This window comes from bacterium (assembly GCA_030704665.1).
Classification (GTDB): domain Bacteria; phylum Patescibacteriota; class Microgenomatia; order Woykebacterales; family RBG-16-39-9b; genus JAUYID01.
Genome location: JAUYID010000009.1, coordinates 877,165 through 901,661 on the forward strand (window position 1 = coordinate 877,165; position 24,497 = coordinate 901,661).

Genomic DNA, 24,497 nt, shown 5'->3' on the forward strand with positions numbered 1-24,497 from the left:
AACTACCTACTGGGTCAACACTACAGGTCCTTTTTTGGTAATCGCGACTGTTCTTTCAAAAAGACCCGACAAACTTCCGTCACGGCTTGCAATAGTCCAGCCATCCTCTAAAAGAACAACCGGCCCCTTCCCTTGGTTGTAAATCACCTCAATCGCAATCACCATACCTTCTTTCAGAACCGGTCCAGTCTCCTTCTTTCCAATACCTGGAACCAAAGGATCTTCATGCAAGGCTGTCCCAACACCATGACCCACCAGCTCTTTTACTACAGAATACCCTGCTTTCTCAACAGTTGTTTGGATGGTTGAGCTGATGTCCCCCACTCTGTTACCAACCTTTGCCTGGGCAATTGCCTTGTTCAGAGCTTCCTTTCCTGTCTTTAAGAAATTCTGGACCTCTGCTGAAACTCTCCCAACTGCGAAGGTCTCTGCCATGTCGGAGTGAAACCCTTGGTAAAGTGCTCCAATATCAATTCCTACTATGTCTCCCTCTTTAAAAGCTACCGCAGTGGGAATTCCGTGAACTACCAATTCGTTTTCAGTCACACAAATACTATACTGATAGTCCTCAACGGTCATGAAAGAGGGTTTTGCACCTTCTTTTTTTATGACTTCCTGAGCGGTCTTGTCAAGAGCGAGACCCGTCACACCACTTTTAATGTGCTTTTCTATTTCACCTAAAGCTTTGGCGGCAATTCGACCGGCCTCTGCCATAGTTTTTATTTCTTCTTTAGTTTTCAAATAAGCCATCCAAAACCTTTTCTACTTCTGCTTCTGCTGGAGTGTTGTCTACTTCAAAAAATTTCACTCCGCGATTTTTGTAAAGTTCGATGACTGGAGTCACTTTTTCTTTGTACCAACCCAACCTCTTTTTGATACCCTCTTCAGTATCATCAACACGACCTCTATCCAACATGCGCTTGAGTGCTTCTGTTTCAGAAAGGCTAACCATGATGATCAGGTCTGGTTGCTTGCTCATCAGCCCTTCTTGAACCAGGTTTCTCGGCGCGCCGTCGAGAATAAAACCCTTTTCCGTATCTGATTCATTTATTCTTTTGTTAACGATCTGCATAGTTAAATCATCAGGAGACAGCCCACCCCGATCATAAAGACTTTTAACGCGCCTTCCTGTTTCAGAATCTTCCTCTCGGAGTTGTCGAAAAATATCTCCAGTCGCAATAAAAGGTACTTTTAACTTTCCTGCCAAATATTTTCCGATTGTACTCTTTCCGGCTCCCTGAGCGCCAAAGAGAAAAATATTCATTATCTGTTTAAAAAGCCTTCATAGGATCGCATGATCAACTGCGACTCAAGTTGTTTTGAAGTTTCAAGTATGACAGAAATGACAATTAAAAGTCCCGTTCCACCAAAAGCAAGAGTACTTACGTGACTGATATTGGTAATAATAAAAGGCATTACCGCCACAACACCAAGAAAACTACCACCAACCAAAGTCAGACGGGTAGCAATAAAGTTTAGGTAGTCTGAAGTTGCTTTTCCGGGACGAATTCCAGGTATAAAACCACCGTATTTTTTGATTTCGTCAGCAACTTTGACTGGATTAAAGACAATCGAGGTATAAACGTAAGTAAAAGCTAAGACCAAAACAAAGTAAATACCACTATAAAAATAGCTGCTATCGTTGAACAAGTCTCTGACAAACTTTGCGATATTCGCGACCTGGTGGTTTTGAGAAGTAGCAAAAAAGGTCCCCAACATCCCTGGGACCAAAATGATTGAAACTGCAAAAATAATTGGGATGACACCAGCTTGGTTAATACGAATCGGTAAGTGAGTAGTCTGGCCTCCGTAGAGTCGGTTCCCCCGAATACGACGGGCGTATTGAATCAAGATTTGCCTCTGTCCTTCATTACCAATGATAACCCCAACAATTAAAATGATTCCCAAAGCTACGACCAAGCCAATGGTAAGAAGGTTGTCCGGCGTCAAAATCTCTTTGGTTTGCAGCAGAGTAACTGGCAACCGACCAACGATACCAGCGAAAATTAAAATTGAGATACCGTTTCCAATACCTTGTTCGGTTATTAGCTCTCCTAGCCACATCAACATGATTGTCCCAGCAACCAAAGTCGCCATGATAGTCACCAGTTCGATTAGATTTAAGTTCAGCAAAACTCCGCCACCTGATCTTTGCAAAAAGACTATCACTCCGTAGGATTGAACAATAGCAATTGGCACCGTCAGGTAGCGCGTGTACTGATTGATTTTTTGTCGTCCGTACTCGCCTTCTTTTTGTAAAGCTTCTATTTGTGGAACGACTACCCCCAAGAGCTGCATTATGATGGAAGCATTGATGTACGGATTCAATCCCAAGGCGATTATTGAAAAGTTAAACAAAGTACCCCCTGAGAAAAGATCCAGCAGCTGTAAAATTTGATTTCCACTCACCAAGCTTCTCAAAGCATTAAGATCAACACCGGGTATAGGAACGTGGGCTGCTAGGCGGAATAGGACGATGATCCCAAGAGTAAAAAGTATCTTTTGCCGCAGGTCGGGAGTTTTCCAAATGTCGGTCAGCAGTCTAAACATGCTCTACTTTCCCTTTGGACTTCTCAATTTCCTTTTTGGCTGATTGTGTAGTCGGTAACTGAATGTTTAGTGCTTTGCTGATTTTCCCGGCGACAATCTTGATTTTTTTTGTCGCATCGCTTGCGCTTATGATCTTTTTTTCAACAAGAGAGTCTAAATTAACACTGTCTCCGCTGTTGAATATTTCTAAAGAAGAAAGGCTAACTGCAAGTTTCGACCCCGGTCTTTTGTTTCCGACACCACGTTGGAAAGGCAGACGTTTGATGATTGGCAATTGACCACCCTCAAAACTTAGCGGTAGTTTGCCCCGGGCTTTTTGCCCTTTCATTCCTCGACCAGAGGTTTTTCCTTTTCCCGAGGACTCTCCACGACCCACTTTTTTGGCTCTTTTGGAAACTACTTTTCCCAGTTCATGCATTTTCATTTTTTTGCCTCTTTCTTGGTTTTCTTTTCTCTTTTAGCAAGAACAACAGCTTTTTCCCTAACATCCGTAGCCGCCTCTGTTTTCTTTTCTTCTTTCTTTTCTTTTTGTGGTACTGCTCGCAAACTTTTCAATGCTTCGAGTGTTGCATAAACATTGGAGGCTTTGTTTGAAGTACCCAAGACCTTGGAAAGGATATCATGAATACCTGCTGCTTCCAGTACAGCGCGGGCAGCCCCGCCGGCGATTACTCCGGTGCCTGGGTAAGCAGGTTTGAGAAGTAGTTTGGCGGCTCCAGTTTTTATATAAACTTCATGAGGAATAGTCCCGTCCACCATTGGCACTTCAATCAAGTGCTTTTTCGCGTAAGCAACGCCTTTTCTAATCGCTGCCTGGACTTCAGGAGCTTTCCCCAAACCAACTCCAACCCTACCTTTGTTGTCACCAACCACGACTAGGACGGAGAAGCCGATTTTGTTTCCACCTTTAGTTTTTTTGGAAACACGGCTTACTCGAACTATTTTTTCGCTAAACTCACCTTGTTCGTACATCATTAAAATTCAAGCCCTCCTTCACGGGCTCCTTCTGCCAAAGCTTTTACCCGACCATGATAAAGATATCCCGAGCGATCAAAAACTACTTTTTTGATCTTTTCCTTCAAAGCTTTTTCAGCAAGAAGCTTTCCAGCAGCAAAGGCCTTTTCAGTTTTTTTCTGGTTTTTCCCTTCTTTTAAGACCCTATCTCCAACTGAAAGTAGTGTTTTTCCAACGGTATCGTCGATTAACGAGGCGTAAATATGTGTGTTGGAACGAAAAACATTCAACCTTGGTACCAGGGCGGTTCCAGAAATCTTTGCCCTGATAGCTGTCTTTCTCTTTAATTTTCTGACAATTTTGCTTCTCATCTTTAGGCTCCAGTTCCTACTTTTCCGGCCTTACCAGCCTTACGACGGATTTGCTCACCCTCATATTTAATTCCCTTGCCTTTATAAGGTTCTGCTGGCCGGACTTTGCGGATTTTTGCGGCTACCTCACCAACCAATTGCTTGTCTATCCCTGATACAGTAATTTTGTTTTCTTTGACCAAAAAGACGATCCCTTCCGGTGGGTCTATTTCAACTTGGTGGGAATAACCAACTGAAAGAACTAATTTCTCTCCTTGCAAGGTGGCCCGAAAGCCAACTCCGGAAAGCTCGAGTGTCTTTGAAAAACCCTCAGAAACCCCTTGAACCATATTGGCGATCAAGCTACGTATCAAACCATGAAGTGCTTTGACTCTTTTCTCTTCACTACCAACACTTACTTTGGCAGCACCTGTTTCAACCTCGACTTTGACTTCAGAAGGAACTTTCTGCCAAAGCTCTCCCTTTGGCCCCACAACACTAACACCACCTCGATCAAGGCTTATTTGTACTGCACTAGGTATTACCACTGGTTGTTTGCCAATTTTGCTCATTTACCAACCCTCACAAATTACTTCTCCCCCGATACCCATCTTTCGCGCTTCCGCTCCAGACAAAATACCTTTTGGGGTACTCATGATAGAAAATCCCAGGCCACTCAAAACTTTTTTAATCTCTTTTTTGCCTCGATAGGTTCTTAAACCTGGTCTTGAAACTCTTCTGATTTTGGTCAGAACAGGTTTTCCGTCTTCGTATTTAAGTTGAAGATCGAGTTCTTTAAACTTACCTTCCTTATTTACCTGGACCCCAGTCAAATACCCCAACCCTACCAATTTCTTGGCAACTTCCTCGCGCAGTTTTGAATGCGGTACCACCACCTCTTCTTTAGAGGCAGAATACCCGTTGCGGATCGCTGTCAGCATATCTCCAATAATATCTCTGCTCATAAATTTACCAACTAGCCTTTACCACACCTGGTAAGTTTCCCTGGTGAGCTAAATTTCTAAAACAAATCCGGCAAAGGCCAAATTTTCGTATGTAGGCTCGAGAACGTCCACAGACCAAGCACCGATTGTGTTGCCGGGTTGTAAACTTTGCCGTTCTTTTTGATTTTACGATCATTGCTGTTCTTGCCATAATTTCTAAATATCCTTACGTCCTATCCTCATTAAATTTAGCAGTTATAGCGACAACCTCTCGGTCTGAATAATTTTTCATCATCAACTTACCTTTCTGAATGGAAAACCTAGGTTTTCCAACAAACTCATCGCTTCTTCTTTATTTTTTGTCGTTGTCGTCAGGGTAATTTCCATTCCTGATTGGCTATCCCCTTTGGTGTACTCAATCTCAGGAAAGACTGTCTTTTCCTTAAACCCTAGAGTATAGTTCCCATTCTCATCAAAACTGCTAGCCGCGATGCCACGGAAGTCACGGACTCGAGGCAAAACAATCCGTGTCATTTTTTCAACAAAGTCCCACATCCTTTTTCCCCGCAGGGTGACTTTTGCTCCAATCAGCTGCCCTTTACGAATTTTGAATGACGCGATCGCTGCTCGAGCAGCTCTTAAAGAAGGCTTTTGTCCGGTGATCTTCACCAAATCAGTTTGAATCGCCTCAACTGCTTTTTGATCGGCAGCTACTTTACCAAATCCAACATTAATTGTCACCTTTGAGAGTTTGGGCACACTCATTGGGTTTTTGTAGTCAAACTGTTTGGTAAGTTTTTCCTTTATTTCTTTTTCGTAGATTTCTTTTAACATTTTTTTAAAAACTCTGTTTACATTTTTTGCAAATTCGCAATTTTTCTTTCCCCTTTACTTCAAAACTGACTCTGGTAGGCAAATTGCACTTAGGGCAAACCAAAGCTACATTACTTATTGCCAAGGGTTTGATGATATCAACTATTCCAGCCTGCGCAACGCCTTTTCTTGATTTCAAATGTTTTTTGTACATATTGATACCGGCAACAGCTACTTTGGCTTCAGAGGTAAAAACTTTCTCGACTTTACCAGTCTTGCCTTTATCTTTTCCCAAAGTAACTATTACATTGTCACCTCTTTTAATTTTCATTTTCGGGCTCCTAGAAAGAAAGCATCGACCAACATATTAATTTTTACTGTCTGTAAAATTGCACCCTGCTTCTCCGAAACAACCTTCTGGTCGATATAGTTCATTCTCAAACCACCTCTGGGGCAAGAGAAACTATTTTTAAAAACCCTTTGTCTCGAATTTCACGAGCGACGGGACCAAAAATACGAGTCCCTTTTGGATTGCCCGCGTTGTCAATCACTACGGCCGCGTTTTCATCAAAGCGAACATGGCTACCGTCGGCTCTTCTTTTTTCTTTCTTTGATCGAACCAAAAGCGCTCTGACAATCTCAGAATCTTTTACCGTTCCGTTTGGATCTGCTTTTTTCACCACGCAGGTTACCACATCCCCAATGCGGGCAAAGCGTTGCCTTGACCGTGCGGGTATGCCGATCACCATCAAACTCTTTGCGCCAGAATTGTCGGCAACTTTTAATATACTGCGGTTCTGAATCATTTCTTTTCTACCTCTTTTGCTTGTCCCTCACTAAGGACTTCAATTACTCTGTGGTACTTTAATTTCGAAATTGGTTTGGTTGCTTCGAAACGCACTGTATCTCCTTGTTTTACCCCCAACTCATCGTGAACGTGAAACCTTGAGGTTCTCTTCAGACGTTTTTTATAAACGCTGTGGGCAAAAGTACGCTCAACCTCAACTACGACAGTGTTTTTCATTTTTGTACTGACTACTTTTCCAATCATTGTGCGATTTCCTTTTCTCTGGCAGCAGTTAAAATACGGGCCAGCTCTTTTCTCTTTTCTCTGAGCTCATGAATATTCTTGAGCTTTCTTTGTTGTTTTTGAACCCCCAGGTTGACTAAAGTTTTTTTACTTTCGTCTGCCAAAACCTTCAATTCTTTTAGATTTTTTTCCGTAAATTTAGTTTTGTTCATTTTTAAATCAAGTGCTTTGTTATAAATTTCACTCCTAGAGGAAGCTTTCTGGCCGCCAACCTCATTGCTTCGGCGGCAACTTCCTCGCTGACCCCACCCATCTCGAAAAGGATAAGTCCAGGTTTGACCACAGCAACATAGCGATCGACCGCACCTTTGCCACTACCCATCCGTGTTTCAGGTGGCTTCTTGGTGACCGGTTTATCAGGGAAAACTCTGATCCAGATCCTTCCCCCTCTTTTTGTGTAGTGAGTCATAGCTCGACGAGCGGCTTCAATCTGACGAGCACTCACCCAACCACTCTCCTGTGCCTTCAAACCGTAGTCACCAAACTCTAAACTCGAACCTCGGGTCGCTACTCCACCCATATTACCTCGGAAACCTCTTCGATATTTCACTCTTTTGGGTTGTAGCATATTAGCCTTCCTTTTCCTCTTTTTCCCGATAAATCCAAACTTTGACTCCGACCACTCCCGCCGTAGCAGTCTTGGCTGGAACCGTCGCAAAATTAATATTGGCTCTCAATGTGTGCAAAGGAATGCTGCCAATTGCGATCTTTTCTCTGCGCGCAATTTCCGCTCCGCCCAGCCTGCCACTAACCAAAATCTTGACCCCTTTGGCTCCTGAACGCATAACTCTTTCAGCAGCGTTGGCGATGACTCTCTTCGGGTGCATTCTCTTTTCAATTTGATCAGCGATACTTCTACCCACCAGAAAAGCATCCAAATCTGGTCTTTTTATTTCCTCGACATTTAAGGTAACTTTTTGATCAATCAGAGCCTCGAGCTGCCTCTTTAGTTCTTCGACGCCCTGCCCGCTTCTTCCAATCACCATACCTGGTCGTGAAACAAAAACGGTAACGTCTAGTTTGTTCAAAGAGCGTTCGATTAAAACTCTACTAATCCCTGCTGGGCGCAGTTTTTTAGTAATCAACTCTCGGATTTTTAGATCATCCTGGAGCAGATTCTTGTAGCGGGTACCGGTTGTAATCCAACGAGAATTCCAGTCTTTATTGATCGGCAGTCTAAAAGCGGTTGGGTTTACTTTTTGTCCCATTTCAACAAATCTCCTTCTCAATTAGAAAATATTTACTCATATGTTACTTAGCCTCCAATGTCACACGAACGTGGCTAGTTCGTTTGATAATCTTGTGAGCCATTCCCCGGCTTCGGGGGCGAAATCGTTTCAATTTTGGCCCTTCCATAGTTTCAATAGTTTTGATAAACATTTTCTCCTCATCAAGTTTGTTGTTTTTGCTTGCGTTGCTGACAGCAGATTTAAGCACTTTCAGCAAGGGTGAAGCTGAACTCTTTTCGAGAAAACGAAGATAATTGATTGCTTCAAGTGCCTTTTTCCCTTTCAAGCTCTCTGCCACAAGACGAACTTTGCGGGGAGAAATTCTTAAATTGTTTGCTTCTGCTGTAACCAACATATTTTTTAACTGCTAGGTTGGTGAACTGGTCCTTTCAACCACTCGCCCATGAGATCGAAACGTTCTGGTTGGGGCGAACTCTCCAAGTTTGTGTCCCACCATCGGCTCGCTGATAAAAACGGAGATAAAGTTTTTGCCGTTGTGAATACTAAGAGTGAGCCCAACCATCTCGGGCGAAATACTGCTGGCACGTGCCCAAGTTTTTATTGGGCTTCTGTCGCCGGCCTCCTTGGCTTTCACAATTTTCTTTTGCAGTTTTTTGTCAATGTAAGGACCTTTGGATAAAGATCGACTCATTTTAGCGTTTCCTTCTTTCTACAATAAATTTATTTGACTGTTTATTCTTTTTTCTTGTTTTCTTACCTAGGGTTGGTTTGCCCCAAGGGGTTTTAGGGGAGCTCATACCAATTCCACTTCTACCTTCACCACCACCGTGCGGATGGTCCCTTGGTGACATAGCAACTCCTCGAACAGTCGGACGAATTCCTAAATGGCGCTTTCGTCCTGCTTTTCCAAAAGTCATGTTTTTCCAGTCAGCTCTACCTAAAACTCCAACCGTAGCCATACAGGTAAGAAGGATCTTGCGTACCTCTCCAGAAGGTAATTTCAGGTTGGCATAGGGGGCCTCTTTGGCCATTAAAACTGCGCTTGAGCCAGCGCTGCGAACAATTTGTGCTCCTCTTCCCGGAATCAATTCAATACCATGAACAACTGTTCCCAAAGGAACTGATTTCAAAGGCATACTGTTGCCAACTCGAACGTCCACCTTCTCTCCTGAAACAACTTTGTCACCAACTTCTAAACCCTCTGGAGCCAAAATATATCTTTTTTCCCCATCAACATAGTTTAACTGAGCAATCAAGCTGCTGCGGTTGGGATCATATTCCAGGGAAACAACTTTGGCAGGAATATTGAATTTATCCCTTTTAAAATCAACGACTCGAAGAAATCTTTTGTGTCTTCCCCCGATATGGCGTGTGGAGATGTGTCCCTTGTTGTCACGACCACCGGTCTTGCGCAGAATAGTGGTCAGAGACTTCAAAGGCTTCTTCTTTGTAGTTTCATCTTCAACTTTTGTCATAAAGCGTTGAGAAGAATTACCCCCAACGACTCTTTTTATAGCCATTTTAGCTTGCCTTTACCTCAAACGAATCTAATTTTTGACCTTTTTTCAAAATAACAACTGCTTTCTTGACCGGGCTTTGTACCGCTCGTTCCCGTCGACCCCAAACTCTCGAAGTTTTTCCTTTGGTTGTAATAGTACGAACGGTAACGACATCAACATCGAAGGCTTTTTTGAAGGCGTTTTTGATCTCCCCTTTACTGGCCGCAAGGCCCACTTCAAAAGTGTATTCCCCTAGTTGAGCCTGAGTCAGGCTTTTCTCTGAAATCACCGGCCTGATAATAACGTCATTAATTCCCATGGTTGTAAAACTTCTCCATCTCCAATAAGGCATTTTTTGTAAAGATTAGGTTTTTGTGATTCAAAACTTCGTAAGTGTTTAAATTTTTAAAGTCTACTAACTCAACTTCCGGTAAATTCTTGAAGGCTTTCTTCAAAGCTTTCGTTTCTTCGACTACAACAAAGACTTTCTCTTTTAAAGCTAGCTTCTTGATGACTTCGGCAGCCAATTTGGTCTTTTGTTCTTTCAATTCAAGCTTATTTAAAACAGTGACTTCCTTGGCAGCTGCTTTGGCTGACAAAGCGTTACGAAGCGCTGCTTGTTTCATTTTCTTTGGTAGGTCCAAACTAAAATCTCGCTTGTGCGGCCCGTGGGTGATACCACCTCCCCGCCAAAGCGGTGAACGAATTGAACCAGCTCGAGCTCGTCCAGTTCCTTTTTGACGCCAAGGCTTGGCCCCACCACCAGCAACCTCAGCTCTAGTTTTGGTTTCCGCTCCCAAACCCCTTTGGTTGGCGAGAAAAACACGCACGGCTTGACTGAGTAAGGCTTTGTTTAATTTCTCCCCGAAAATAGCCTTTGGTAACTCCATATCCTCAATCTTCTCACCCTTAATATCAAAAACGCTCACCAAAAGAGGATTGTGAGAAGGGGTTTTTTCTTTTTTTACTTCTTTCTTGATTGTTTTAGTTGGCATTGTTTTCCTCACTTACTGGACTTGTTTCAGTTGTTACTTCTGGTGTTTTTACTTCCTGTCCTGGAGAAACTTCTTCTTTGTTTTCCTCAGATTCCTTTTCCCCACCCAAGTTGGGCACGGCCGGAATTTCTGGTTCATGATAAGCTTTTGGCTTCTTGATGGATTTTTTGATAATTAGCTGACTTCCAACCGGGCCGGGAACGGAACCTTTCACCAAAAGTAGGTTGTTGTCTTTGTCTACCTCAAGTATTTGTAAACCTTGAACCGTCACCCTTTCATGACCCATGTGACCGGCCATCTTGGTTCCTTTGAAAACTCTACCTGGCGTCGTACCGGAACCAATAGAACCTGGTGCCCGATGACGATCTGACTGACCATGAGTCTTTGGCCCCCCGTGAAATCCGTGTCTTTTCACTCCACCAGCAAACCCTTTACCTTTTGAGGTTCCAGTCACGTCAACCAAAGAGCCTTTGCGAAAAACTTCTTCCAAATGGATCTCTTGGCCAAGGCTTAAATCCCCCTCAAAGGCCACTTCTGCTAGCCTTGAAAGATTCTTTTCTATCCCTGCTTTTTTAAAGTGCCCGGCCAGAGCCTTGGTAAGGTGTTTTTTTTCACCAGAACCAATTTGAGCTGCCTTATAACCATCTGTTTCTTTGCTTCGTAGACCGACTAAATAGTTTGGCTCAACTACTATTTTGGTCACCGGCACTGCCCGACCATGGCTATCAAAAGCCCGGTCCATCTTTGATTTTTTTCCTAGCAATGCTTTCAACATAATTCTTAACAATTTTTCCAAACGAAAAAGGCCTCATCGGCCCTTTTCACTTATACACCAACCAAGTTGTTACATCTTAATTTCGATGTCTACCCCGGCGGGTAGTTCTAGGTGCATGAGCGCGTCCAATGTTTTTGGCGTAGGCTCGATAATATCGATCAAGCGTTTGTGGGTCCGTATCTCGAATTGTTCTCGAGCATCCTTGTCCACGTGAGGAGAGGTAGTAACTATGAACCGCTCCCTGTCCGTTGGTAAGGGAACTGGGCCAGCTACTTTCGCTCCTGTGCGAATCGCTGTATCTAATATTTCTTCAGCTGAGTCATCAATGACCCGGCTATCATAAGACTTTAAACGTACTCGAATACGACCTTTTGGCATATAAGTCCTTGTGCTCTAAGCTTTTAAGACTTCTTAGGCAACAATCTTGGTAATAACACCCGCTCCAACAGTGTGTCCACCCTCACGGATAGCGAAGCGAAGTCCCTCTTCTAGAGCAACTGGGCCAATCAATTTAACCTTCATCACTGTGTTGTCACCTGGCATAACCATTTCCGTACCTTCTTTCAGAGTTGCTTCTCCAGTCACATCAGTAGTTCTGAGATAAAACTGAGGACGGTAGCCGGAAAAGAAAGGAGTGTGACGCCCACCTTCTTCTTTGGTCAAAACATAAACCTCAGCTTCAAATTCGGTGTGAGGTTTGATTGATCCTGGTGCGGCGACAACTTGTCCGCGCTCAACGTCGTCTTTTTCAATACCTCGAAGAAGTAGTCCAACGTTGTCTCCCGCTTGACCCTCGTCAAGTTGTTTACGGAACATTTCAACTCCGGTAACAACCGTAGTAGTAGTTTTCTCGCGAATTCCAACGATTTCGACTGTTTCGTTTACTTTTACCTTACCTCGCTCAGCTCGGCCAGTAACAACTGTTCCTCGACCTTTGATTGAGAAAACATCCTCAACTGGCATCAGAAAGGGTTTGTCGAGATCACGAGTCGGGGTTGGAATGTAGTCATCAACAGCCTTCATCAACTCTTCAATACTCTTGATACCCTCAGCATCACCCTCAAGAGCCTTCAAGGCTGATCCCCGAATAATTGGGATATCTTTTCCTGGGTATTCGTATTTGTTGAGTAATTCTCTAATTTCCTCTTCGACCAGATCAAGAAGGTCCTTGTCATCAACTGTGTCGCATTTGTTCATAAAGACGACAATTGCTGGTACTCCAACCTGACGAGCAAGGAGGATGTGCTCTCGGGTTTGGGGCATTGGACCATCCGCAGCCGAAACAACTAAAATCGCTCCATCCATTTGGGCGGCTCCTGTAATCATGTTCTTGATGTAGTCAGCGTGTCCTGGAGCATCGATGTGAGCATAGTGTCTCTTCTCAGTCTCGTATTCCACATGCGCAAGCGCAATGGTGATACCACGCTGTCTCTCTTCTGGAGCGTTGTCGATACTGTCAAAGGCGCGGAATTCCGCCATACCCTTTTCAGCTAATACTTTACTAATGGCTGCGGTAAGAGTTGTCTTACCGTGGTCAACGTGACCAATAGTTCCCACATTTACATGTGGTTTACTTCTGTCAAACTTTTTGGCTTCTGCCATTTTAATTCCTCCTTTAGGACCTTTTAAACTTAGTTTCTGTTCTTTCTAATCAATTTGCTCTTAGCTTCGTTTCAGGCTCGTTCGCACGTTTTACTATTTTAGCAGACTCAGTCAAATACGCTAGCCCCTTCTTTCTCTTCTGGTTGCTTTACCCGCTTTTAGCCTCAAACAACCCTATTTCGCACCCTTAGCTACAATAGTTGCCCCAATATTTACTGGTACTTCTTGGTAGTGGGACGGTTCCATATTGAAGTTGGCTCTTCCTTGGGTCATACTGCGCAAGGCCGTCGCATAACCAAACATTTCGGCCAGGGGTACAATCGCTTTGACTACCCGAGCGTTGCCTCTTTGTTCGCTACCTTCAATCTGGGCTCTTTTACTGGACAAATCACCAATGACATCGCCCATAAACTCTTCTGGGGTTGTGACTTCAATACGCATAATTGGCTCAAGGATAACAGGCTCTGCTTTGGCAGCCGCGTCTTTGACCGCCATCGAACCGGCAATTTTAAAGGCCGCCTCAGAGGAATCGACCTCGTGATAACTCCCATCGTAAACCGCAACTTTAAGATCAACTGTAGGGAAGCCGGCAACTACTCCATTTTCCAGAGCTTCCTTGATTCCTTTTTCAATCGCTGGAACATACTCTCTAGGAATTGAACCCCCAACTATTTCAGAAACAAATTCGTAACCTTCGCCCCGCCCTTTTGGTTCAACTCGAACTAAAGCGTGACCGTATTGACCACGGCCTCCAGTTTGCCGAATGTATTTTCCCTCACCCTGCGCATTCTTTCGAATCGTCTCTTTGTAAGCAACCTGGGGTTTTCCGACGTTGGCCTCAACATTAAATTCTCGTTTCATGCGATCAACGATAATTTCCAGATGCAACTCTCCCATTCCGGAAATGATCGCTTGTCCGGTGTCTTGATCAGTTTTCATGCGGAAAGTTGGATCTTCTTCGGCTAGTTTAGCTAGAGAAAGTCCCATTTTTTCTTGGTCAGCCTTGGTTTTGGGCTCAATTGCCAAAGAAATCACCGGCTCGGGAAATTTAATTGCTTCCAAAACAATTGGTTTCTCTTCAGCACAAAGAGTGTCCCCAGTGAAAGTATCTCTCAATCCCACTGCTGCCCCGATCTCACCAGCACCAATTTCGGTAATTTCTTCCCGTGTGTTGGCGTGCATCAGCAGTATACGTCCCACTCGTTCGCGGGTCGATTTTGTAGAGTTGTAGATGTAAGAACCAGCCGTCATTTTCCCTGAATAAACTCGAAAATAAGTCAGTCGCCCCACAAAAGGATCAGTCATGACTTTGAAAGCGAGAGCAGCAAAAGGCTCATCGGCACTGGTTTTCCTTTCCTCTTCACTACCGATTTTCGGATTTAGACCTTTAACTGCTTCTTTGTCCAATGGGGAAGGAAGGTAGTCAACTACTGCATCCAACAGGGGCTGAACTCCTTTATTTTTCAGTGCTGAACCAGCCATAACGGGAATAAGTTTGTACGCCAAAGTCGCACTACGAAGACCAGATTTTAATTCTTCTTCGGAAAGCTCTTTACCATCCAAATATTTTTCCAAAAGCTCGTCGCTCTGCTCGGCGATTGCTTCAACCAGTTTTGAGCGGAACTCTTCAACTTTGTCTTTCATTTCCGCTGGAACCTCACCTATTGTTGGTTCTTTAGCCATTTCTTCAGTGTAGGTGATTGCTTTGCGGGTGATGAGGTCGACCATACCTTTAAAACCCTGCTCTTCGCCAATTGGAAGCTGAATTGGATGGGCATTGGCTCCAAGGCGTTCTTTGATAGAAGCTAAACTCATGTAAAAATCTCCGCCGGTGGCGTCGAGTTTGTTGATGAAACAAATTCGGGGGACGTTGTATTTGTCAGCTTGGCGCCAAACTGTTTCGCTTTGAGGCTCAACTCCCATCTTGCCGTCGAAAACTACCACCCCACCGTCAAGAACCCGTAGGGAACGCTCTACTTCAGCGGTAAAGTCAACGTGCCCCGGGGTATCAATAATATTGATGCGGTGCTTGACACCAGCGTTGGGGCCTTCCTTCGTCTCCCAAAAAGCGGTGGTCGCAGCCGAAGTGATCGTAATTCCTCGCTCCCGCTCCTGAGCCATCCAGTCCATGACCGCGGCTCCCTCATGAACTTCCCCAATTTTGTAAGTTTTTCCAGTATAAAAGAGGATACGCTCAGTCACCGTGGTTTTCCCGGCATCAATGTGAGCGATAATCCCAATATTGCGAATTTTGTCTAAACCAACTTCTTTAGCCATAAAATTTCCAAACTAGGACCAAAAACAAAACAACAACGAAAATCAAAATTATTTTCCAAAACTCAGCGTGGATCGGCTTTCCACCTTTTCTCAACCAAGGAGAGACTGTATTAGCTCTTTCAACCTTTGCTTCGAGTTCATTTATCTCCGTATTCAAGTCTTCAACCGAACTAGTTTCTTTTTCCATCAAAAAACACCTCTTCGGTGCTCTTGGCAGTTAGTTTTTAACTGCCGTTTTACCAGCGAAAGTGGGCAAATGCTTTGTTTGCTTCTGCCATTCGATGGGTATCGTCACGCTTTTTGATCGCTGCTCCGGTGTTGTTGGCTGCATCGGTAAATTCAGCGGCTAGTTTCGCGGCCATACTTTTATATTCTGTGCTTGGGCGAGCCTTGGCAGCAGTAATGATCCAACGAATGGCGAGAGCTTCTTTACGGTCCCCACGCACTTCGTTTGGAACTTGATAGTTGGCTCCACCAATCCGGCGGGAGCGAACTTCCATCTTTGGGGAAACATTTTTTATCGCGGTTTCAAAAGTCTCGAGGGGGTTTTTGTCTTGTTTTTCGATTTCAGAAAGGGCACCGTAAACAACTTTCTCAGCCACAACTTTTTTTCCAGCTTCCATGAGACGGTTGACGAAACGGGTGAGAACTCGGCTACCATAAATTGGGTCGTTAGGAAGTTTTCTCTTTGGAACTCTTTTACCACGCATCTTTATTCACTCTTCCCTTTCTTCGCACCGTAAAGACTACGTCCTTGTTTGCGGCCCTCAACCCCACCAGTATCGTAATGCCCGCGGATGATATGGTACTTCACACCCGGTAGATCTTTAACACGACCACCGCGAACCAAAACAATTGAGTGTTCTTGCAAATTGTGACCGATTCCCGGAATGTAAGCGGTAATTTCTTTTCGGTTGGAAAGTCGCACACGAGCCACTTTACGCAGTGCTGAGTTTGGTTTTTTCGGAGTCATTGTTTTGACCACGACACAAACTCCCCGCTTCATTGGGTTAAAGGTGCTTACCGGCTTTCTAGTTCGAGCATTGAAGCTAGAACGCAGCGCCGATGCCTTTACTTTTTTGCTTACTTTGGCTCGTCCCTTGCGGACAAGTTGAGAAATTGTAGGCATAATTTGATCCTAGGCATTATACGTGCTCGGAAGCTAACTGTCAACAATTATTGATTATGGTTTAGAATAATTCTCTGTGGTAAAGTTTATAAACAGTTCTGCTTTGGAAAGGAAAGTCTTATGAAACCGCTTTTTATTTTGATCGGAGCAGTGGTAAGCGTTGGCGCAATCGTTTTAGCACTAACTTCAGAACCTGCAAAGGAGGCAAGTAAAATGGATGAAACTGTCAAGCGTACTTATGACAAATTCCCCGGAGTTCTTCCCGACGAGCAGCTAAAAAATCGTACTGTCACAATCAAAACAGCAAAAGGTGAGCTTGTGATAGAACTTTTTGGCACGGAGGCACCAAAAACCGTTAGCAATTTCATTTTTTTAGCTGAAAATAAATTTTACAATGGACTTACCTTTCACCGCCGCGAGGAAGACTTCGTCATTCAAGGTGGAGATCCCAATGGTGATGGAACTGGTGGGCCTGGCTACGATTTCGAAGATGAAGCAGTGACCCGAAACTATGACCGAGGGGTTGTAGCGATGGCCAATTCTGGTTCGGATACAAATGGGAGCCAATTTTTCATTATGCTCGCTGACAACCCAAATCTGCCAAGAAATTACACTATTTTTGGAAAAGTAACCTCTGGACTTGAGGTCGTAGACAAAATCCAAGTTGGAGACGTCATGACTGAGGTCTCGGTAAACTAATGGCTGCGGTGGTCTTAACCAAAGTCAAAATCTATTCAACCCTCTGGTCAAAAGTCAAAGGAGTGATCGGAGAATCTGAACCAAAGGGGTTTGGGGAGGGAGTTGCTTTACCAGGGGTCAATTCGATTCATACTTTCTTTGTCTCTTTTCCAATTGACCTTGTCTTTCTGGACAAAGGTAATCGAATAACTAGGTTGGTAGACGGTCTGAAACCATGGCGAGTCTCGCCTCTTGTTTTCCAAGCCAAAACAACCCTAGAATTAAAGACGGGCTCGATCAAACACCTGGGTTTAAAGCTAGGAGATCAAGTAAAGTATTAGGCTTCAGCGACTAGTTCTTTGCTGACTTTAGGCTCTTTTTTAGTTTCTTTTTCAGTAACCTCAGCTTCAGCAATATCTACTTCTTCAGCTGCCACAACCGGAGTTTCTTCAAGATTTTCTACTTTGGCAGTAAGTCGTGCACTTTCACCAGTAGGAATGAGACGACCAATGATAACGTTTTCTTTAAGTCCTCTCAGGTAATCAATTTTTCCGCTAGTCGCAGCGTCGGTCAGAACTGAAGTAGTCTCTTGGAAAGAAGCTGCGGATAAAACTGATTCGGTATAAAGAGCCGCTCTGGTAATTCCCAGGATAACAACAGCCGCGGTTGCTGGTTCTCCACCTTGGGCCAAAACCTTGGCGTTTTCTTCAGCAAAGCGGACTTTGTCCACCAACTCTCCGGGTAGAAGCGCAGTGTTTCCGGAAGTTTCAATTCGAACTTTTTCGCTCATTTTTCTGACAATTGTCTCAAAGTGTTTGTCGTTGATTGGAGCTCCCTGAGATTCGTAAACTTTCTGCAACTCTCCAATCACGTATTGCTGAACCGCACGAATCCCTTTTGTCTCAAGCAAGGTTTTCAGGTCTAAATGCCCGCTCGTGAGCGGGTCTCCAGCTTCAACTTGGTCATCATCTTTGACTCGAAGCTCACTTGTAACTGGGATGACGTATTCTTTTTCCACTTTTGAACCCTTGTCGCTAGCAGTGATTCGAACCTTTCTTCCCTCATCACTATCAACAACCGCTACTTTACCAGGGAGTTCGCTGATAACCGCTGGGGTCTTTGGTGTGCGAGCCTCAAAAATTTCATCGACACGTGGCAGACCCTGAGTGATATCCAAACCAATGATACCTCCCAAATGGAAAGTCCTCATCGTCAACTGAGTTCCAGGCTCTCCAATTGATTGGGCAGCAATGACCCCAACAGGAGTTCCCATACCTACTACTTTTTTGGTTGAAAGATCACGTCCGTAACAGGACTGGCAAACCCCGAACTTAGTTTCACAAGTGAGAACCGAACGCATCAAAGCTTCTTTTACCTCTGCTTTTTCCAAGTCAGCCAGGTCTTCCTCAGCCACGATGACACCAGCTTTTTTGGCCACTTTTCCATTTTTCCCTTTTATAGCTACTGCCGCGACCCTACCGACTAGTCTTTCCAAAAACTTCCCGGGCCGCTCCTCTTCCTGCCGGAAAAGAAGACCTTCTTTGGTTCCACAATCTTCTTCTCTGATCAATAGATCATGGGCCACATCAACCAAACGTCGGGTGAGATAACCTGCATCCGCGGTTTTGAGAGCTTTGTCCACTAGTCCTTTTCTGGCTCCTCGAGTTGAAGTGAAATATTCGTAAACATCGAGACCTTCCCGGTAGTTACTTTTTTGGGGTAATTCCACAATTCGGCCAAGAGGGTCTGCGATCAGTCCTCTCATTCCAGCTAGTTGTTTGATCTGGTCCCGACTACCGCGTGCCCCAGATTCTTGCATCATTTTCAACGGGTTGTTGGGGCTGAGATTTCTCCAGGTTAGTTCGTCAATTTCCGTGGTTAGTTCTGCCCAAAGTTCCTCTGAAAGTCGTACCTTTTCTGTTTCCGTGATCAAACCACGACGCAAGTTTTTTTCAATTTCTTCAACTTTTTTGTCTGTTTGAGCAATCAATTTTGCTTTGTTGGGAATAATCTCGCAATCAGTGATCGACATTGAAAGCCCTGATTCAGTTACATACAAAAAGCCAAGATCTTTCAAGTCGTCAATCATTTTTACCGTCCGGTCTTTGCCAAGTAAATTTTGGCTTTTACTAAACAGACCCTTCAAGATTGGTCCTTTCACCAAATCGTTGAAGTAGCGCAGCTCTTCAGGCAAGGCTAGATTAAAAAGTAATCTTCCCACTGTAGTTTTGAGCACCTCACCTTTGTAAAAAAGGTTTATCGGCTCTTGAACTGAGATTTTTCCAGATTGATAAGCAGTAATTGCATTTTCTTCTGAGTAAAGTCCCTTGGGTTCAGCCTCAAGCATTTTAGTTAAATAAAAACAGCCAAGAAAAACGTCTTGTTTTGGAGTCATGATTGGCTCACCGTCCGCAGGTCGAAGCAGGTTGTTGGTTGACATCATCAGGTTAATTGCCTCCTCCTGGGACGCCATTGACAAAGGAACATGAATCGCCATTTGGTCCCCATCAAAATCAGCTCCATAACCAGTAGTGACGGAAGGGTGAATACCAATGGCACTCCCTTCGGTCAGAATTGGAAAGAAAGCCTGCATACCCAGACGGTGTAGGGTTGGAGCCCGGTTCAGAAGAACAGGGTGGTTTTTGGTGATTGCCTCCAAAATATCCCAGACTTCAGTTCCTCGTCGTTCAAAAACATGTTTCGCACTTTTTACGTTGGGGGCATACCCCTGGAAAATAAGTTCTCGCAAAACAAAGGGCTTGAAAAGCTCCAAAGCCATTTCTTTTGGTAGTCGACATTCATTTAGTTTAATGTCTGGTGCGACAATAATTACACTTCGTCCAGAATAATCAACTCTTTTTCCGAGAAGGTTCTGGCGAAAACGTCCTTGTTTACCTTTAAGCATGTCGGAAAGCGAGCGCAGTTGTTGGACTCCGGCTCGAGTAGTAGTTGGTCTTTGACTTGCATCAATAAGCGCGTCAACAGCTTCTTGAAGCATTCTCTTTTCATTTCGCAAAATGATTTCTGGAGCTCCGAGATCCGTTAGTCTCTTTAGCCGGTTGTTGCGGTTGATGACGCGACGATATAGGTCATTTAAATCACTTGTCGCAAACCTTCCCCCTGAGAGCTGGACCATTGGTCGCAAATCAGGTGGAATGACCGGTAAAGATTCAAGAATCATCCAGTCCAATTTAATATCGGCGTTGCGAAAACCCTCGACAACACGTAGTCTTTTTGTCGCTTTCAACTGCTTTTGTCCAGTTGAGTTTTGGAATTCTTCCCTCAACCCTCGCGCAAGCTCATTCAAATCGAGAGTTTTCAGTATTTCCAGCAAGGCTTCTGCCCCCATTCCAACTTTCATAAAACCTTCGACCTTGTAGTCGGCAAGCCTCTGATACTCGTCTTCCGAAAGTAGGGACATTTTCTTGATTGTCTTGATACGGTCAGAAAGAGTTTTGCTAATCTCTTCAACACGAGCCATCTCTGCCGCTTCCTCTTCTTTGAGAGACGCTAGGCGTGCTTTTTCTTTCAGTTTCAGCTCATCAACGATCAACTCCCGTTGCTCTTTGTTTTTTACCCCAACTTTTTCAACCTCTTCTTTGACTTCCTTGTCAATTTCCTTGCTCCGTTCTTCAAATTCTTTCTTTACTTCTTCTTGGCGGTTTTTGACTTCTTCGCTGAGTGAAGAAAGAGCCTGCGCTCTTTTGTCCTCATCGGTATCTACCACTAGATATTCTGCAAAATAAACAACCGCATCCAGGCTACGGGGGGTAATGTCAAGTAGTTGGGAGAGTTTGCTTGGAGTTCCTTTGAAAAACCAAACGTGAGCTACTGGAGCAGCAAGCTTGATATGACCCATTCTTTCGCGACGTACTTTGGACTGGGTAACCTCAACTCCACACTTGTCACAAATAACTCCGCGGTAACGAATTCTTTTGTATTTTCCACAATAACATTCCCAATCTTTGGTTGGCCCAAAGATTTTCTCATCAAAAAGCCCATCCTTTTCTGGTTTAAAGGTTCGGTAGTTTATGGTTTCTGGTTTGGTAACTTCCCCGTGAGACCAAGACTTGATGTCTTCCGGACTTGCCAGAATTATTCTTAAAGCTGCGAAATCTTTGACTTCATTCATAGTTTTTTTCCGCTTTCAATTGAAATATCAACCGCAGTACAAATTTTTAAGTTTTTCAAAAACCAGCCGTTGATTGATAATTCGTTCATTCAACAACTTCCTCTTTCAGCTGTTTTTCAGTTGGTTCTTCAACTTCTTCTTTATTTGTTGCCTTGGCTTCTTCGTTTCCTTCCTCAATCTCAAGAGGAGAATTCTTACTTTCTATTTCCTCAACAGAAGCTTCTATTTCTTCCCCCGCTGCTACGGCAAGTTCTTGACCAGCTTCTTCAGCTTTGGCCTCTTCAACAAGTTCTTTGGTAGTTTCTGGCTTCTCCTCTTCGATTTGCGCTCCCAAAAGCTCGACTTTTAACCCGAGCCCGTTCAACTCTTTGACCAAAACTTTAAACGATTCCGGAACAGTTGATTCAGGAATATCAGTTCCCTTGACAATGGCTTCAAAAGCTTTGGCTCGACCAACTACATCATCAGATTTTATGGTCAGCATCTCCTGTAAGGTGTGAGAAGCACCATAAGCTTCTAGGGCCCAGACCTCCATTTCCCCTAGCCTCTGGCCTCCCATTTGAGCTTTTCCTCCCAACGGTTGTTGAGTGACCAAAGAGTACGGTCCAGTACTACGCGCATGAACTTTTTCATCAACCATGTGAACAAGTTTCATGATGTAACTGACACCAACCGTGATTGGGTTGGCAAAAACTTCCCCGGTTTTTCCGTTGTAGAGAGTCACTTTTCCACTGACCGGCAAACCAGCTTTTTTCAGTTCTTCTTCGATTTCTTCTTCTTTAGCACCACCGAAAGCGGGGATGGCGGCGTTGTAACCCTGTTTGGCAGCGGCCCAACCCAAGTGTGTTTCGAGTAGCTGGCCCAGATTCATACGAGAAATGATTGAGAGTGGTGAAAGAATAATATCAATCGGAGTTCCATCCTCAAGATGAGGCATATCTTCAATCGGAACTACTTTGGAAATTACTCCTTTGTTTCCGTGACGCCCCGCCAGCTTGTCTCCAACAGTAATTTTTCTTGTTTGGGCAACTTTTACTTTGATCAAGCGCTGGACCCCAGGTTCAATCTCATCGCCAGCCTCCTTGGAAAGAATTTGTACTCCAACCACAGTTCCACTTTCTCCGTGAGGCATACGCAAAGATGTATCCCGTACTTCACGTGCTTTTTCACCAAAAATAGCTCTGAGTAACCTTTCCTCAGCAGTAAGCTCGGTTTCTCCTTTAGGGGTAATTTTTCCCACCAAAATATCGTTTGGACCAACCTCAGCTCCGATGTAAACAATCCCTTGTTCGTCGAGATTGGCCAAAGCCTCTTCTCCAACGTTCGGAATATCTCGCGTGGTTTCTTCAGGACCTAGTTTAGTTTCAGTCACAGAAGCTTCAAACTCTTCAATGTGGATTGAAGTCAAAAGGTCTTCTTGCACCAGTCTTTCTGAAATAATAACCGCGTCTTCATAGCCGTAACCCTCCCAAGACATGTAGGCTATAAGTAAGTTTTGTCCCAAAGCGAGCTCTCCGTTTTCAGAAACTGGTCCATCAGCGACAATTTGGCCTTTTTTGACCTTTTCACCTATTTTGGCAATTGCCTTTTGAGTGTAAGCAGTATTTTGATTTGATTTAACAAACTTAGAAAGCTCAAGAGTGTATTCTTTTTTACCGGCTTCTTCGATTTTTATCATTTGACCGTCTACATAGCTGACTCGACCATCAACCGGACTCATGAGTACTCGTCCCATGTTTTCAGCTACAACGCTCTCCATGCCTGTCCCAACGATGGGCGCCCTTGGTTTGATCAGAGGAACAGCCTGAGCTTGCATATTCGCTCCCATCAAAGCTCGGTTCGCATCGTCGTGGGCTAAGAAAGGAATCAGTGAACTAGAAGCACCAACGATCTGCCAAGGGACAACATCGATAAAATCTACTTGAGAAGAAAGGGCGGTAGTAAAAGAAGCTTTATGTCGGACCGGGACACGACTGTCCAAAATGTAACCTTTCTTGTCGAGACTAATATTTGCATGGGTGATAAAATATTGCTCTTCATCATCGGCCATCATCCAAACAATTTCGTCAGTGACCCGAGCCTTACCGTCTTTTGTTTTCTCAACCTTTCGATAAGGGGTTTCCAAAAAGCCATATTCGTTGATTCTTCCCATCAAGGCCAGGTGAGTGATCAATCCAATGTTTGGCCCTTCCGGGGATTTGATTGGATCAATACGACCGTACTGGGAGTTGTTGATGTCATGAACTGAGAAACTAGCTCTTTCGCGAGTCAAACCACCTGGCCCCATCACAGAAAGACGGCGCAAATGTTCAAGCTCGGAAAGGGAATTAATCTGGTCCATAAACTGCGAGAGCTGTGAGCCAGCAAAGAATTCGTTCAACCGCGCTACCACAGGTCGAGCGTTGATCAGTGAGGTTGGAGTGACCATAGTCAGATCAGCTGAAATACTCATTCTTTCTTTGACCACCCGTTCCATCTGCAACAAACCAACTCGCAAAACGTTCTGGACTAGCTCACCAACCGTTCGAACACGTCGGTTTCCGAGATGATCAATATCATCGGCTTCTCCTTGACCGTTGTTGAGCTGAATCAAAAATCTAGTGGCCGCAATGATGTCATCTTGTGTCAAGATCCAGTGCTCAGAATCGTTGGTAACCTCAATTCCCAATCTCTTGTTGAGCTTGTAACGACCCACTTTCCCCAAACTGTAGCGCCGAGGATTGAAGAAAAGGTTTTCGAGTAGAACTTTGGCATTTTCCAAAATTGCAGGGTCTCCGGGGCGCATTTTGTGATAAATCTCAAGATAAGCTTCGTCAGGACCACTAGTCGAATCCTTGGCTAGAGTCGTATCAATGTAGTGGTGGTCTTCGTTCTTGTCTACTTCAGAGAAAAGTTCTCGTATTTTTTCATCTGACCCAAAGCCAATTGCTCGCAACAAGGTCGTTGCCGGAATGCGACGTTTTCGGTCGATTCTCACGGTCAGAAGGTCGTTTTTCGCGGTTTCAAACTCAAGCCAACTACCTCGGGTCGGCCGCAGCTCTGCTTTAAACAAGGCTCTTCCTGTCGCCGGCTCAATCTCAGCAGAATAGAAAATTCCCGGACTTCGAGTAAGTTGGGTAACCACCACTCTTTCGACACCGTTGATGATGAAGGTACCGGAAGTGGTCATGAGGGGAACATCACCCAAAAAGACCTCTTGCTCAAGAGTTTCTCCGGTTTCTTTGTTCAGCAAACGAGTTTTGACTCGGAGTGGAGCTGAGTAAGTAACACCTTTCTCAATTGCTTTGATAGGGTCGTATTTTGGTTCTCCGAGACTGTGCTCGAGAAAATAAAGAGAGAAGTTTTTCCCAGTAAAATCTTCAATTGGGCTGACTTCAGCAAGTAAATCGGCAATACCTTCTTTGATTAGCCAATCGTAGGATCTAATTTGTGGTTCTATTAAGTTGGGCAAAGGAAATTCATGACCTGCTGTCCCAAAGATTCGGCGAGAGCTCATTCAATAAGGCCTTTCAGCTTTCC

31 protein-coding genes and 1 pseudogene are annotated in these 24,497 nt (G+C 44.3%); 2 read left to right on the forward strand and 30 right to left on the reverse strand.

Features of this window, described 5'->3' with window-relative positions; translation table 11 throughout:
• Window positions 1–6 precede the first annotated feature (6 nt).
• The 28 genes and pseudogenes from map to rpsL form a co-directional block, all read right to left on the reverse strand.
• Window positions 7–750, reverse strand: a complete 744-nt coding sequence (gene map, locus Q8P13_05145) for a type I methionyl aminopeptidase (protein ID MDP2671812.1) — start codon at window positions 748–750, stop codon at window positions 7–9.
• On the reverse strand, window positions 731–1,264 hold the full coding sequence (locus Q8P13_05150) for a nucleoside monophosphate kinase (protein ID MDP2671813.1): 534 nt from the start codon (window positions 1,262–1,264) through the stop codon (window positions 731–733). The genes map and Q8P13_05150 overlap by 20 nt, the downstream gene beginning before the upstream one ends.
• Complete coding sequence (gene secY, locus Q8P13_05155) at window positions 1,264–2,550, reverse strand: preprotein translocase subunit SecY (GenBank protein MDP2671814.1); 1,287 nt, start codon at window positions 2,548–2,550, stop codon at window positions 1,264–1,266. Before secY ends, Q8P13_05150 begins: the two co-directional genes overlap by 1 nt.
• Window positions 2,543–2,974 (reverse strand): 50S ribosomal protein L15, encoded by a 432-nt coding sequence (gene rplO / locus Q8P13_05160; protein MDP2671815.1) that lies wholly within the window; start codon window positions 2,972–2,974, stop codon window positions 2,543–2,545. The genes secY and rplO overlap by 8 nt, the downstream gene beginning before the upstream one ends.
• Window positions 2,971–3,525 (reverse strand): 30S ribosomal protein S5, encoded by a 555-nt coding sequence (gene rpsE, locus Q8P13_05165; protein MDP2671816.1) that lies wholly within the window; start codon window positions 3,523–3,525, stop codon window positions 2,971–2,973. Before rpsE ends, rplO begins: the two co-directional genes overlap by 4 nt.
• Window positions 3,525–3,875, reverse strand: a complete 351-nt coding sequence (gene rplR / locus Q8P13_05170; GenBank protein ID MDP2671817.1) for a 50S ribosomal protein L18 — start codon at window positions 3,873–3,875, stop codon at window positions 3,525–3,527. Before rplR ends, rpsE begins: the two co-directional genes overlap by 1 nt.
• Before the next feature lie 2 nt (window positions 3,876–3,877).
• Entirely contained in the window at window positions 3,878–4,426 is a 549-nt protein-coding gene (gene rplF, locus Q8P13_05175) for a 50S ribosomal protein L6 (GenBank protein MDP2671818.1), read from the reverse strand.
• Complete coding sequence (gene rpsH, locus Q8P13_05180; GenBank protein MDP2671819.1) at window positions 4,427–4,819, reverse strand: 30S ribosomal protein S8; 393 nt, start codon at window positions 4,817–4,819, stop codon at window positions 4,427–4,429.
• A gap of 4 nt (window positions 4,820–4,823) precedes the next feature.
• Complete coding sequence (locus tag Q8P13_05185) at window positions 4,824–5,009, reverse strand: type Z 30S ribosomal protein S14 (GenBank protein ID MDP2671820.1); 186 nt, start codon at window positions 5,007–5,009, stop codon at window positions 4,824–4,826.
• 83 nt (window positions 5,010–5,092) lie between these two features.
• Window positions 5,093–5,632: a 50S ribosomal protein L5 gene (gene rplE, locus Q8P13_05190; GenBank protein MDP2671821.1), complete on the reverse strand. Its 540-nt coding sequence runs from the start codon at window positions 5,630–5,632 to the stop codon at window positions 5,093–5,095.
• 4 nt (window positions 5,633–5,636) lie between these two features.
• The gene (gene rplX / locus Q8P13_05195; GenBank protein ID MDP2671822.1) at window positions 5,637–5,942 is read right to left on the reverse strand and encodes a 50S ribosomal protein L24; all 306 of its coding nucleotides are present in this window, start codon (window positions 5,940–5,942) and stop codon (window positions 5,637–5,639) included.
• A 106-nt stretch (window positions 5,943–6,048) separates the two neighbouring features.
• Window positions 6,049–6,417 (reverse strand): 50S ribosomal protein L14, encoded by a 369-nt coding sequence (gene rplN / locus Q8P13_05200; GenBank protein ID MDP2671823.1) that lies wholly within the window; start codon window positions 6,415–6,417, stop codon window positions 6,049–6,051.
• Window positions 6,414–6,662, reverse strand: a complete 249-nt coding sequence (gene rpsQ, locus Q8P13_05205) for a 30S ribosomal protein S17 (GenBank protein ID MDP2671824.1) — start codon at window positions 6,660–6,662, stop codon at window positions 6,414–6,416. Before rpsQ ends, rplN begins: the two co-directional genes overlap by 4 nt.
• Window positions 6,659–6,853 (reverse strand): 50S ribosomal protein L29, encoded by a 195-nt coding sequence (gene rpmC, locus Q8P13_05210; protein MDP2671825.1) that lies wholly within the window; start codon window positions 6,851–6,853, stop codon window positions 6,659–6,661. Before rpmC ends, rpsQ begins: the two co-directional genes overlap by 4 nt.
• Window positions 6,854–6,855: 2 nt before the next feature.
• Window positions 6,856–7,269, reverse strand: a complete 414-nt coding sequence (gene rplP / locus Q8P13_05215) for a 50S ribosomal protein L16 (protein MDP2671826.1) — start codon at window positions 7,267–7,269, stop codon at window positions 6,856–6,858.
• Window position 7,270: 1 nt separating this feature from the next.
• Window positions 7,271–7,909: a 30S ribosomal protein S3 gene (rpsC, locus tag Q8P13_05220; protein MDP2671827.1), complete on the reverse strand. Its 639-nt coding sequence runs from the start codon at window positions 7,907–7,909 to the stop codon at window positions 7,271–7,273.
• 43 nt (window positions 7,910–7,952) lie between these two features.
• Window positions 7,953–8,285, reverse strand: coding sequence for a 50S ribosomal protein L22 (gene rplV, locus Q8P13_05225; GenBank protein ID MDP2671828.1), 333 nt, complete (start codon window positions 8,283–8,285; stop codon window positions 7,953–7,955).
• A gap of 12 nt (window positions 8,286–8,297) precedes the next feature.
• Window positions 8,298–8,582, reverse strand: a complete 285-nt coding sequence (gene rpsS / locus Q8P13_05230; protein ID MDP2671829.1) for a 30S ribosomal protein S19 — start codon at window positions 8,580–8,582, stop codon at window positions 8,298–8,300.
• 1 nt (window position 8,583) lies between these two features.
• On the reverse strand, window positions 8,584–9,411 hold the full coding sequence (gene rplB / locus Q8P13_05235) for a 50S ribosomal protein L2 (protein MDP2671830.1): 828 nt from the start codon (window positions 9,409–9,411) through the stop codon (window positions 8,584–8,586).
• Between the two features lies 1 nt (window position 9,412).
• Window positions 9,413–9,709 carry a 50S ribosomal protein L23 gene (locus tag Q8P13_05240; GenBank protein ID MDP2671831.1) on the reverse strand — a complete coding sequence of 99 codons (297 nt, stop codon included), beginning with the start codon at window positions 9,707–9,709 and terminating at the stop codon, window positions 9,413–9,415.
• Window positions 9,699–10,385, reverse strand: coding sequence for a 50S ribosomal protein L4 (gene rplD, locus Q8P13_05245; GenBank protein MDP2671832.1), 687 nt, complete (start codon window positions 10,383–10,385; stop codon window positions 9,699–9,701). The genes Q8P13_05240 and rplD overlap by 11 nt, the downstream gene beginning before the upstream one ends.
• A gap of 154 nt (window positions 10,386–10,539) precedes the next feature.
• Window positions 10,540–11,160 (reverse strand): annotated as a pseudogene (gene rplC, locus Q8P13_05250) (50S ribosomal protein L3).
• 69 nt (window positions 11,161–11,229) lie between these two features.
• Entirely contained in the window at window positions 11,230–11,538 is a 309-nt protein-coding gene (rpsJ, locus tag Q8P13_05255; GenBank protein ID MDP2671833.1) for a 30S ribosomal protein S10, read from the reverse strand.
• A 33-nt stretch (window positions 11,539–11,571) separates the two neighbouring features.
• Window positions 11,572–12,762 carry an elongation factor Tu gene (gene tuf, locus Q8P13_05260; protein MDP2671834.1) on the reverse strand — a complete coding sequence of 397 codons (1,191 nt, stop codon included), beginning with the start codon at window positions 12,760–12,762 and terminating at the stop codon, window positions 11,572–11,574.
• A gap of 174 nt (window positions 12,763–12,936) precedes the next feature.
• Window positions 12,937–15,039 carry an elongation factor G gene (gene fusA, locus Q8P13_05265; protein MDP2671835.1) on the reverse strand — a complete coding sequence of 701 codons (2,103 nt, stop codon included), beginning with the start codon at window positions 15,037–15,039 and terminating at the stop codon, window positions 12,937–12,939.
• A complete protein-coding gene (locus Q8P13_05270; protein MDP2671836.1) occupies window positions 15,032–15,226 on the reverse strand; it encodes a hypothetical protein in 195 nt (64 codons plus the stop codon). Before Q8P13_05270 ends, fusA begins: the two co-directional genes overlap by 8 nt.
• 49 nt (window positions 15,227–15,275) lie before the next feature.
• Window positions 15,276–15,749, reverse strand: a complete 474-nt coding sequence (rpsG, locus tag Q8P13_05275; GenBank protein MDP2671837.1) for a 30S ribosomal protein S7 — start codon at window positions 15,747–15,749, stop codon at window positions 15,276–15,278.
• 2 nt (window positions 15,750–15,751) lie between these two features.
• A complete protein-coding gene (gene rpsL / locus Q8P13_05280; GenBank protein ID MDP2671838.1) occupies window positions 15,752–16,168 on the reverse strand; it encodes a 30S ribosomal protein S12 in 417 nt (138 codons plus the stop codon).
• Window positions 16,169–16,288: 120 nt separating this feature from the next.
• Here rpsL and Q8P13_05285 point away from each other — a divergent pair, with 120 nt between their 5' ends.
• Window positions 16,289–16,867: a peptidylprolyl isomerase gene (locus Q8P13_05285; protein MDP2671839.1), complete on the forward strand. Its 579-nt coding sequence runs from the start codon at window positions 16,289–16,291 to the stop codon at window positions 16,865–16,867.
• Window positions 16,867–17,187 carry a DUF192 domain-containing protein gene (locus Q8P13_05290; GenBank protein MDP2671840.1) on the forward strand — a complete coding sequence of 107 codons (321 nt, stop codon included), beginning with the start codon at window positions 16,867–16,869 and terminating at the stop codon, window positions 17,185–17,187. Before Q8P13_05285 ends, Q8P13_05290 begins: the two co-directional genes overlap by 1 nt.
• On the opposite strand, the gene rpoC is transcribed toward Q8P13_05290, so the two are convergent.
• Both rpoC and rpoB read right to left on the reverse strand, forming a co-directional pair.
• A complete protein-coding gene (gene rpoC / locus Q8P13_05295; GenBank protein MDP2671841.1) occupies window positions 17,184–20,978 on the reverse strand; it encodes a DNA-directed RNA polymerase subunit beta' in 3,795 nt (1,264 codons plus the stop codon). The genes Q8P13_05290 and rpoC overlap by 4 nt on opposite strands.
• Before the next feature lie 85 nt (window positions 20,979–21,063).
• Complete coding sequence (gene rpoB / locus Q8P13_05300; protein ID MDP2671842.1) at window positions 21,064–24,474, reverse strand: DNA-directed RNA polymerase subunit beta; 3,411 nt, start codon at window positions 24,472–24,474, stop codon at window positions 21,064–21,066.
• Between the last annotated feature and the right edge of the window lie 23 nt (window positions 24,475–24,497).

Bases quoted from the DNA above. Each gene is read 5' to 3' on its own strand.
- Q8P13_05150 (MDP2671813.1), bottom strand. From the start codon at position 1,264: ATGAATATTTTTCTCTTTGGCGCTCAGGGAGCCGGAAAGAGTACAATC.
- rpsS (MDP2671829.1), bottom strand. From the start codon at position 8,582: ATGAGTCGATCTTTATCCAAAGGTCCTTACATTGACAAAAAACTGCAA.
- rpoC (MDP2671841.1), bottom strand. From the start codon at position 20,978: ATGAATGAAGTCAAAGATTTCGCAGCTTTAAGAATAATTCTGGCAAGT.
- Q8P13_05290 (MDP2671840.1), top strand. From the start codon at position 16,867: ATGGCTGCGGTGGTCTTAACCAAAGTCAAAATCTATTCAACCCTCTGG.
- Q8P13_05240 (MDP2671831.1), bottom strand. From the start codon at position 9,709: ATGGGAATTAATGACGTTATTATCAGGCCGGTGATTTCAGAGAAAAGC.
- rplF (MDP2671818.1), bottom strand. From the start codon at position 4,426: ATGAGCAAAATTGGCAAACAACCAGTGGTAATACCTAGTGCAGTACAA.
- secY (MDP2671814.1), bottom strand. From the start codon at position 2,550: ATGTTTAGACTGCTGACCGACATTTGGAAAACTCCCGACCTGCGGCAA.
- rplD (MDP2671832.1), bottom strand. From the start codon at position 10,385: ATGCCAACTAAAACAATCAAGAAAGAAGTAAAAAAAGAAAAAACCCCT.
- rpoB (MDP2671842.1), bottom strand. From the start codon at position 24,474: ATGAGCTCTCGCCGAATCTTTGGGACAGCAGGTCATGAATTTCCTTTG.
- map (MDP2671812.1), bottom strand. From the start codon at position 750: ATGGCTTATTTGAAAACTAAAGAAGAAATAAAAACTATGGCAGAGGCC.
- rplX (MDP2671822.1), bottom strand. From the start codon at position 5,942: ATGAAAATTAAAAGAGGTGACAATGTAATAGTTACTTTGGGAAAAGAT.
- Q8P13_05270 (MDP2671836.1), bottom strand. From the start codon at position 15,226: ATGGAAAAAGAAACTAGTTCGGTTGAAGACTTGAATACGGAGATAAAT.
- rplN (MDP2671823.1), bottom strand. From the start codon at position 6,417: ATGATTCAGAACCGCAGTATATTAAAAGTTGCCGACAATTCTGGCGCA.
- rpsL (MDP2671838.1), bottom strand. From the start codon at position 16,168: ATGCCTACAATTTCTCAACTTGTCCGCAAGGGACGAGCCAAAGTAAGC.
- rpmC (MDP2671825.1), bottom strand. From the start codon at position 6,853: ATGAACAAAACTAAATTTACGGAAAAAAATCTAAAAGAATTGAAGGTT.
- tuf (MDP2671834.1), bottom strand. From the start codon at position 12,762: ATGGCAGAAGCCAAAAAGTTTGACAGAAGTAAACCACATGTAAATGTG.
- rpsC (MDP2671827.1), bottom strand. From the start codon at position 7,909: ATGGGACAAAAAGTAAACCCAACCGCTTTTAGACTGCCGATCAATAAA.
- rpsE (MDP2671816.1), bottom strand. From the start codon at position 3,525: ATGATGTACGAACAAGGTGAGTTTAGCGAAAAAATAGTTCGAGTAAGC.
- rpsH (MDP2671819.1), bottom strand. From the start codon at position 4,819: ATGAGCAGAGATATTATTGGAGATATGCTGACAGCGATCCGCAACGGG.
- Q8P13_05285 (MDP2671839.1), top strand. From the start codon at position 16,289: ATGAAACCGCTTTTTATTTTGATCGGAGCAGTGGTAAGCGTTGGCGCA.
- rplV (MDP2671828.1), bottom strand. From the start codon at position 8,285: ATGTTGGTTACAGCAGAAGCAAACAATTTAAGAATTTCTCCCCGCAAA.
- rplO (MDP2671815.1), bottom strand. From the start codon at position 2,974: ATGAAAATGCATGAACTGGGAAAAGTAGTTTCCAAAAGAGCCAAAAAA.
- rplR (MDP2671817.1), bottom strand. From the start codon at position 3,875: ATGAGAAGCAAAATTGTCAGAAAATTAAAGAGAAAGACAGCTATCAGG.
- rpsJ (MDP2671833.1), bottom strand. From the start codon at position 11,538: ATGCCAAAAGGTCGTATTCGAGTACGTTTAAAGTCTTATGATAGCCGG.
- Q8P13_05185 (MDP2671820.1), bottom strand. From the start codon at position 5,009: ATGGCAAGAACAGCAATGATCGTAAAATCAAAAAGAACGGCAAAGTTT.
- rplP (MDP2671826.1), bottom strand. From the start codon at position 7,269: ATGCTACAACCCAAAAGAGTGAAATATCGAAGAGGTTTCCGAGGTAAT.
- rpsQ (MDP2671824.1), bottom strand. From the start codon at position 6,662: ATGATTGGAAAAGTAGTCAGTACAAAAATGAAAAACACTGTCGTAGTT.
- rpsG (MDP2671837.1), bottom strand. From the start codon at position 15,749: ATGCGTGGTAAAAGAGTTCCAAAGAGAAAACTTCCTAACGACCCAATT.
- rplB (MDP2671830.1), bottom strand. From the start codon at position 9,411: ATGGCTATAAAAAGAGTCGTTGGGGGTAATTCTTCTCAACGCTTTATG.
- rplE (MDP2671821.1), bottom strand. From the start codon at position 5,632: ATGTTAAAAGAAATCTACGAAAAAGAAATAAAGGAAAAACTTACCAAA.
- fusA (MDP2671835.1), bottom strand. From the start codon at position 15,039: ATGGCTAAAGAAGTTGGTTTAGACAAAATTCGCAATATTGGGATTATC.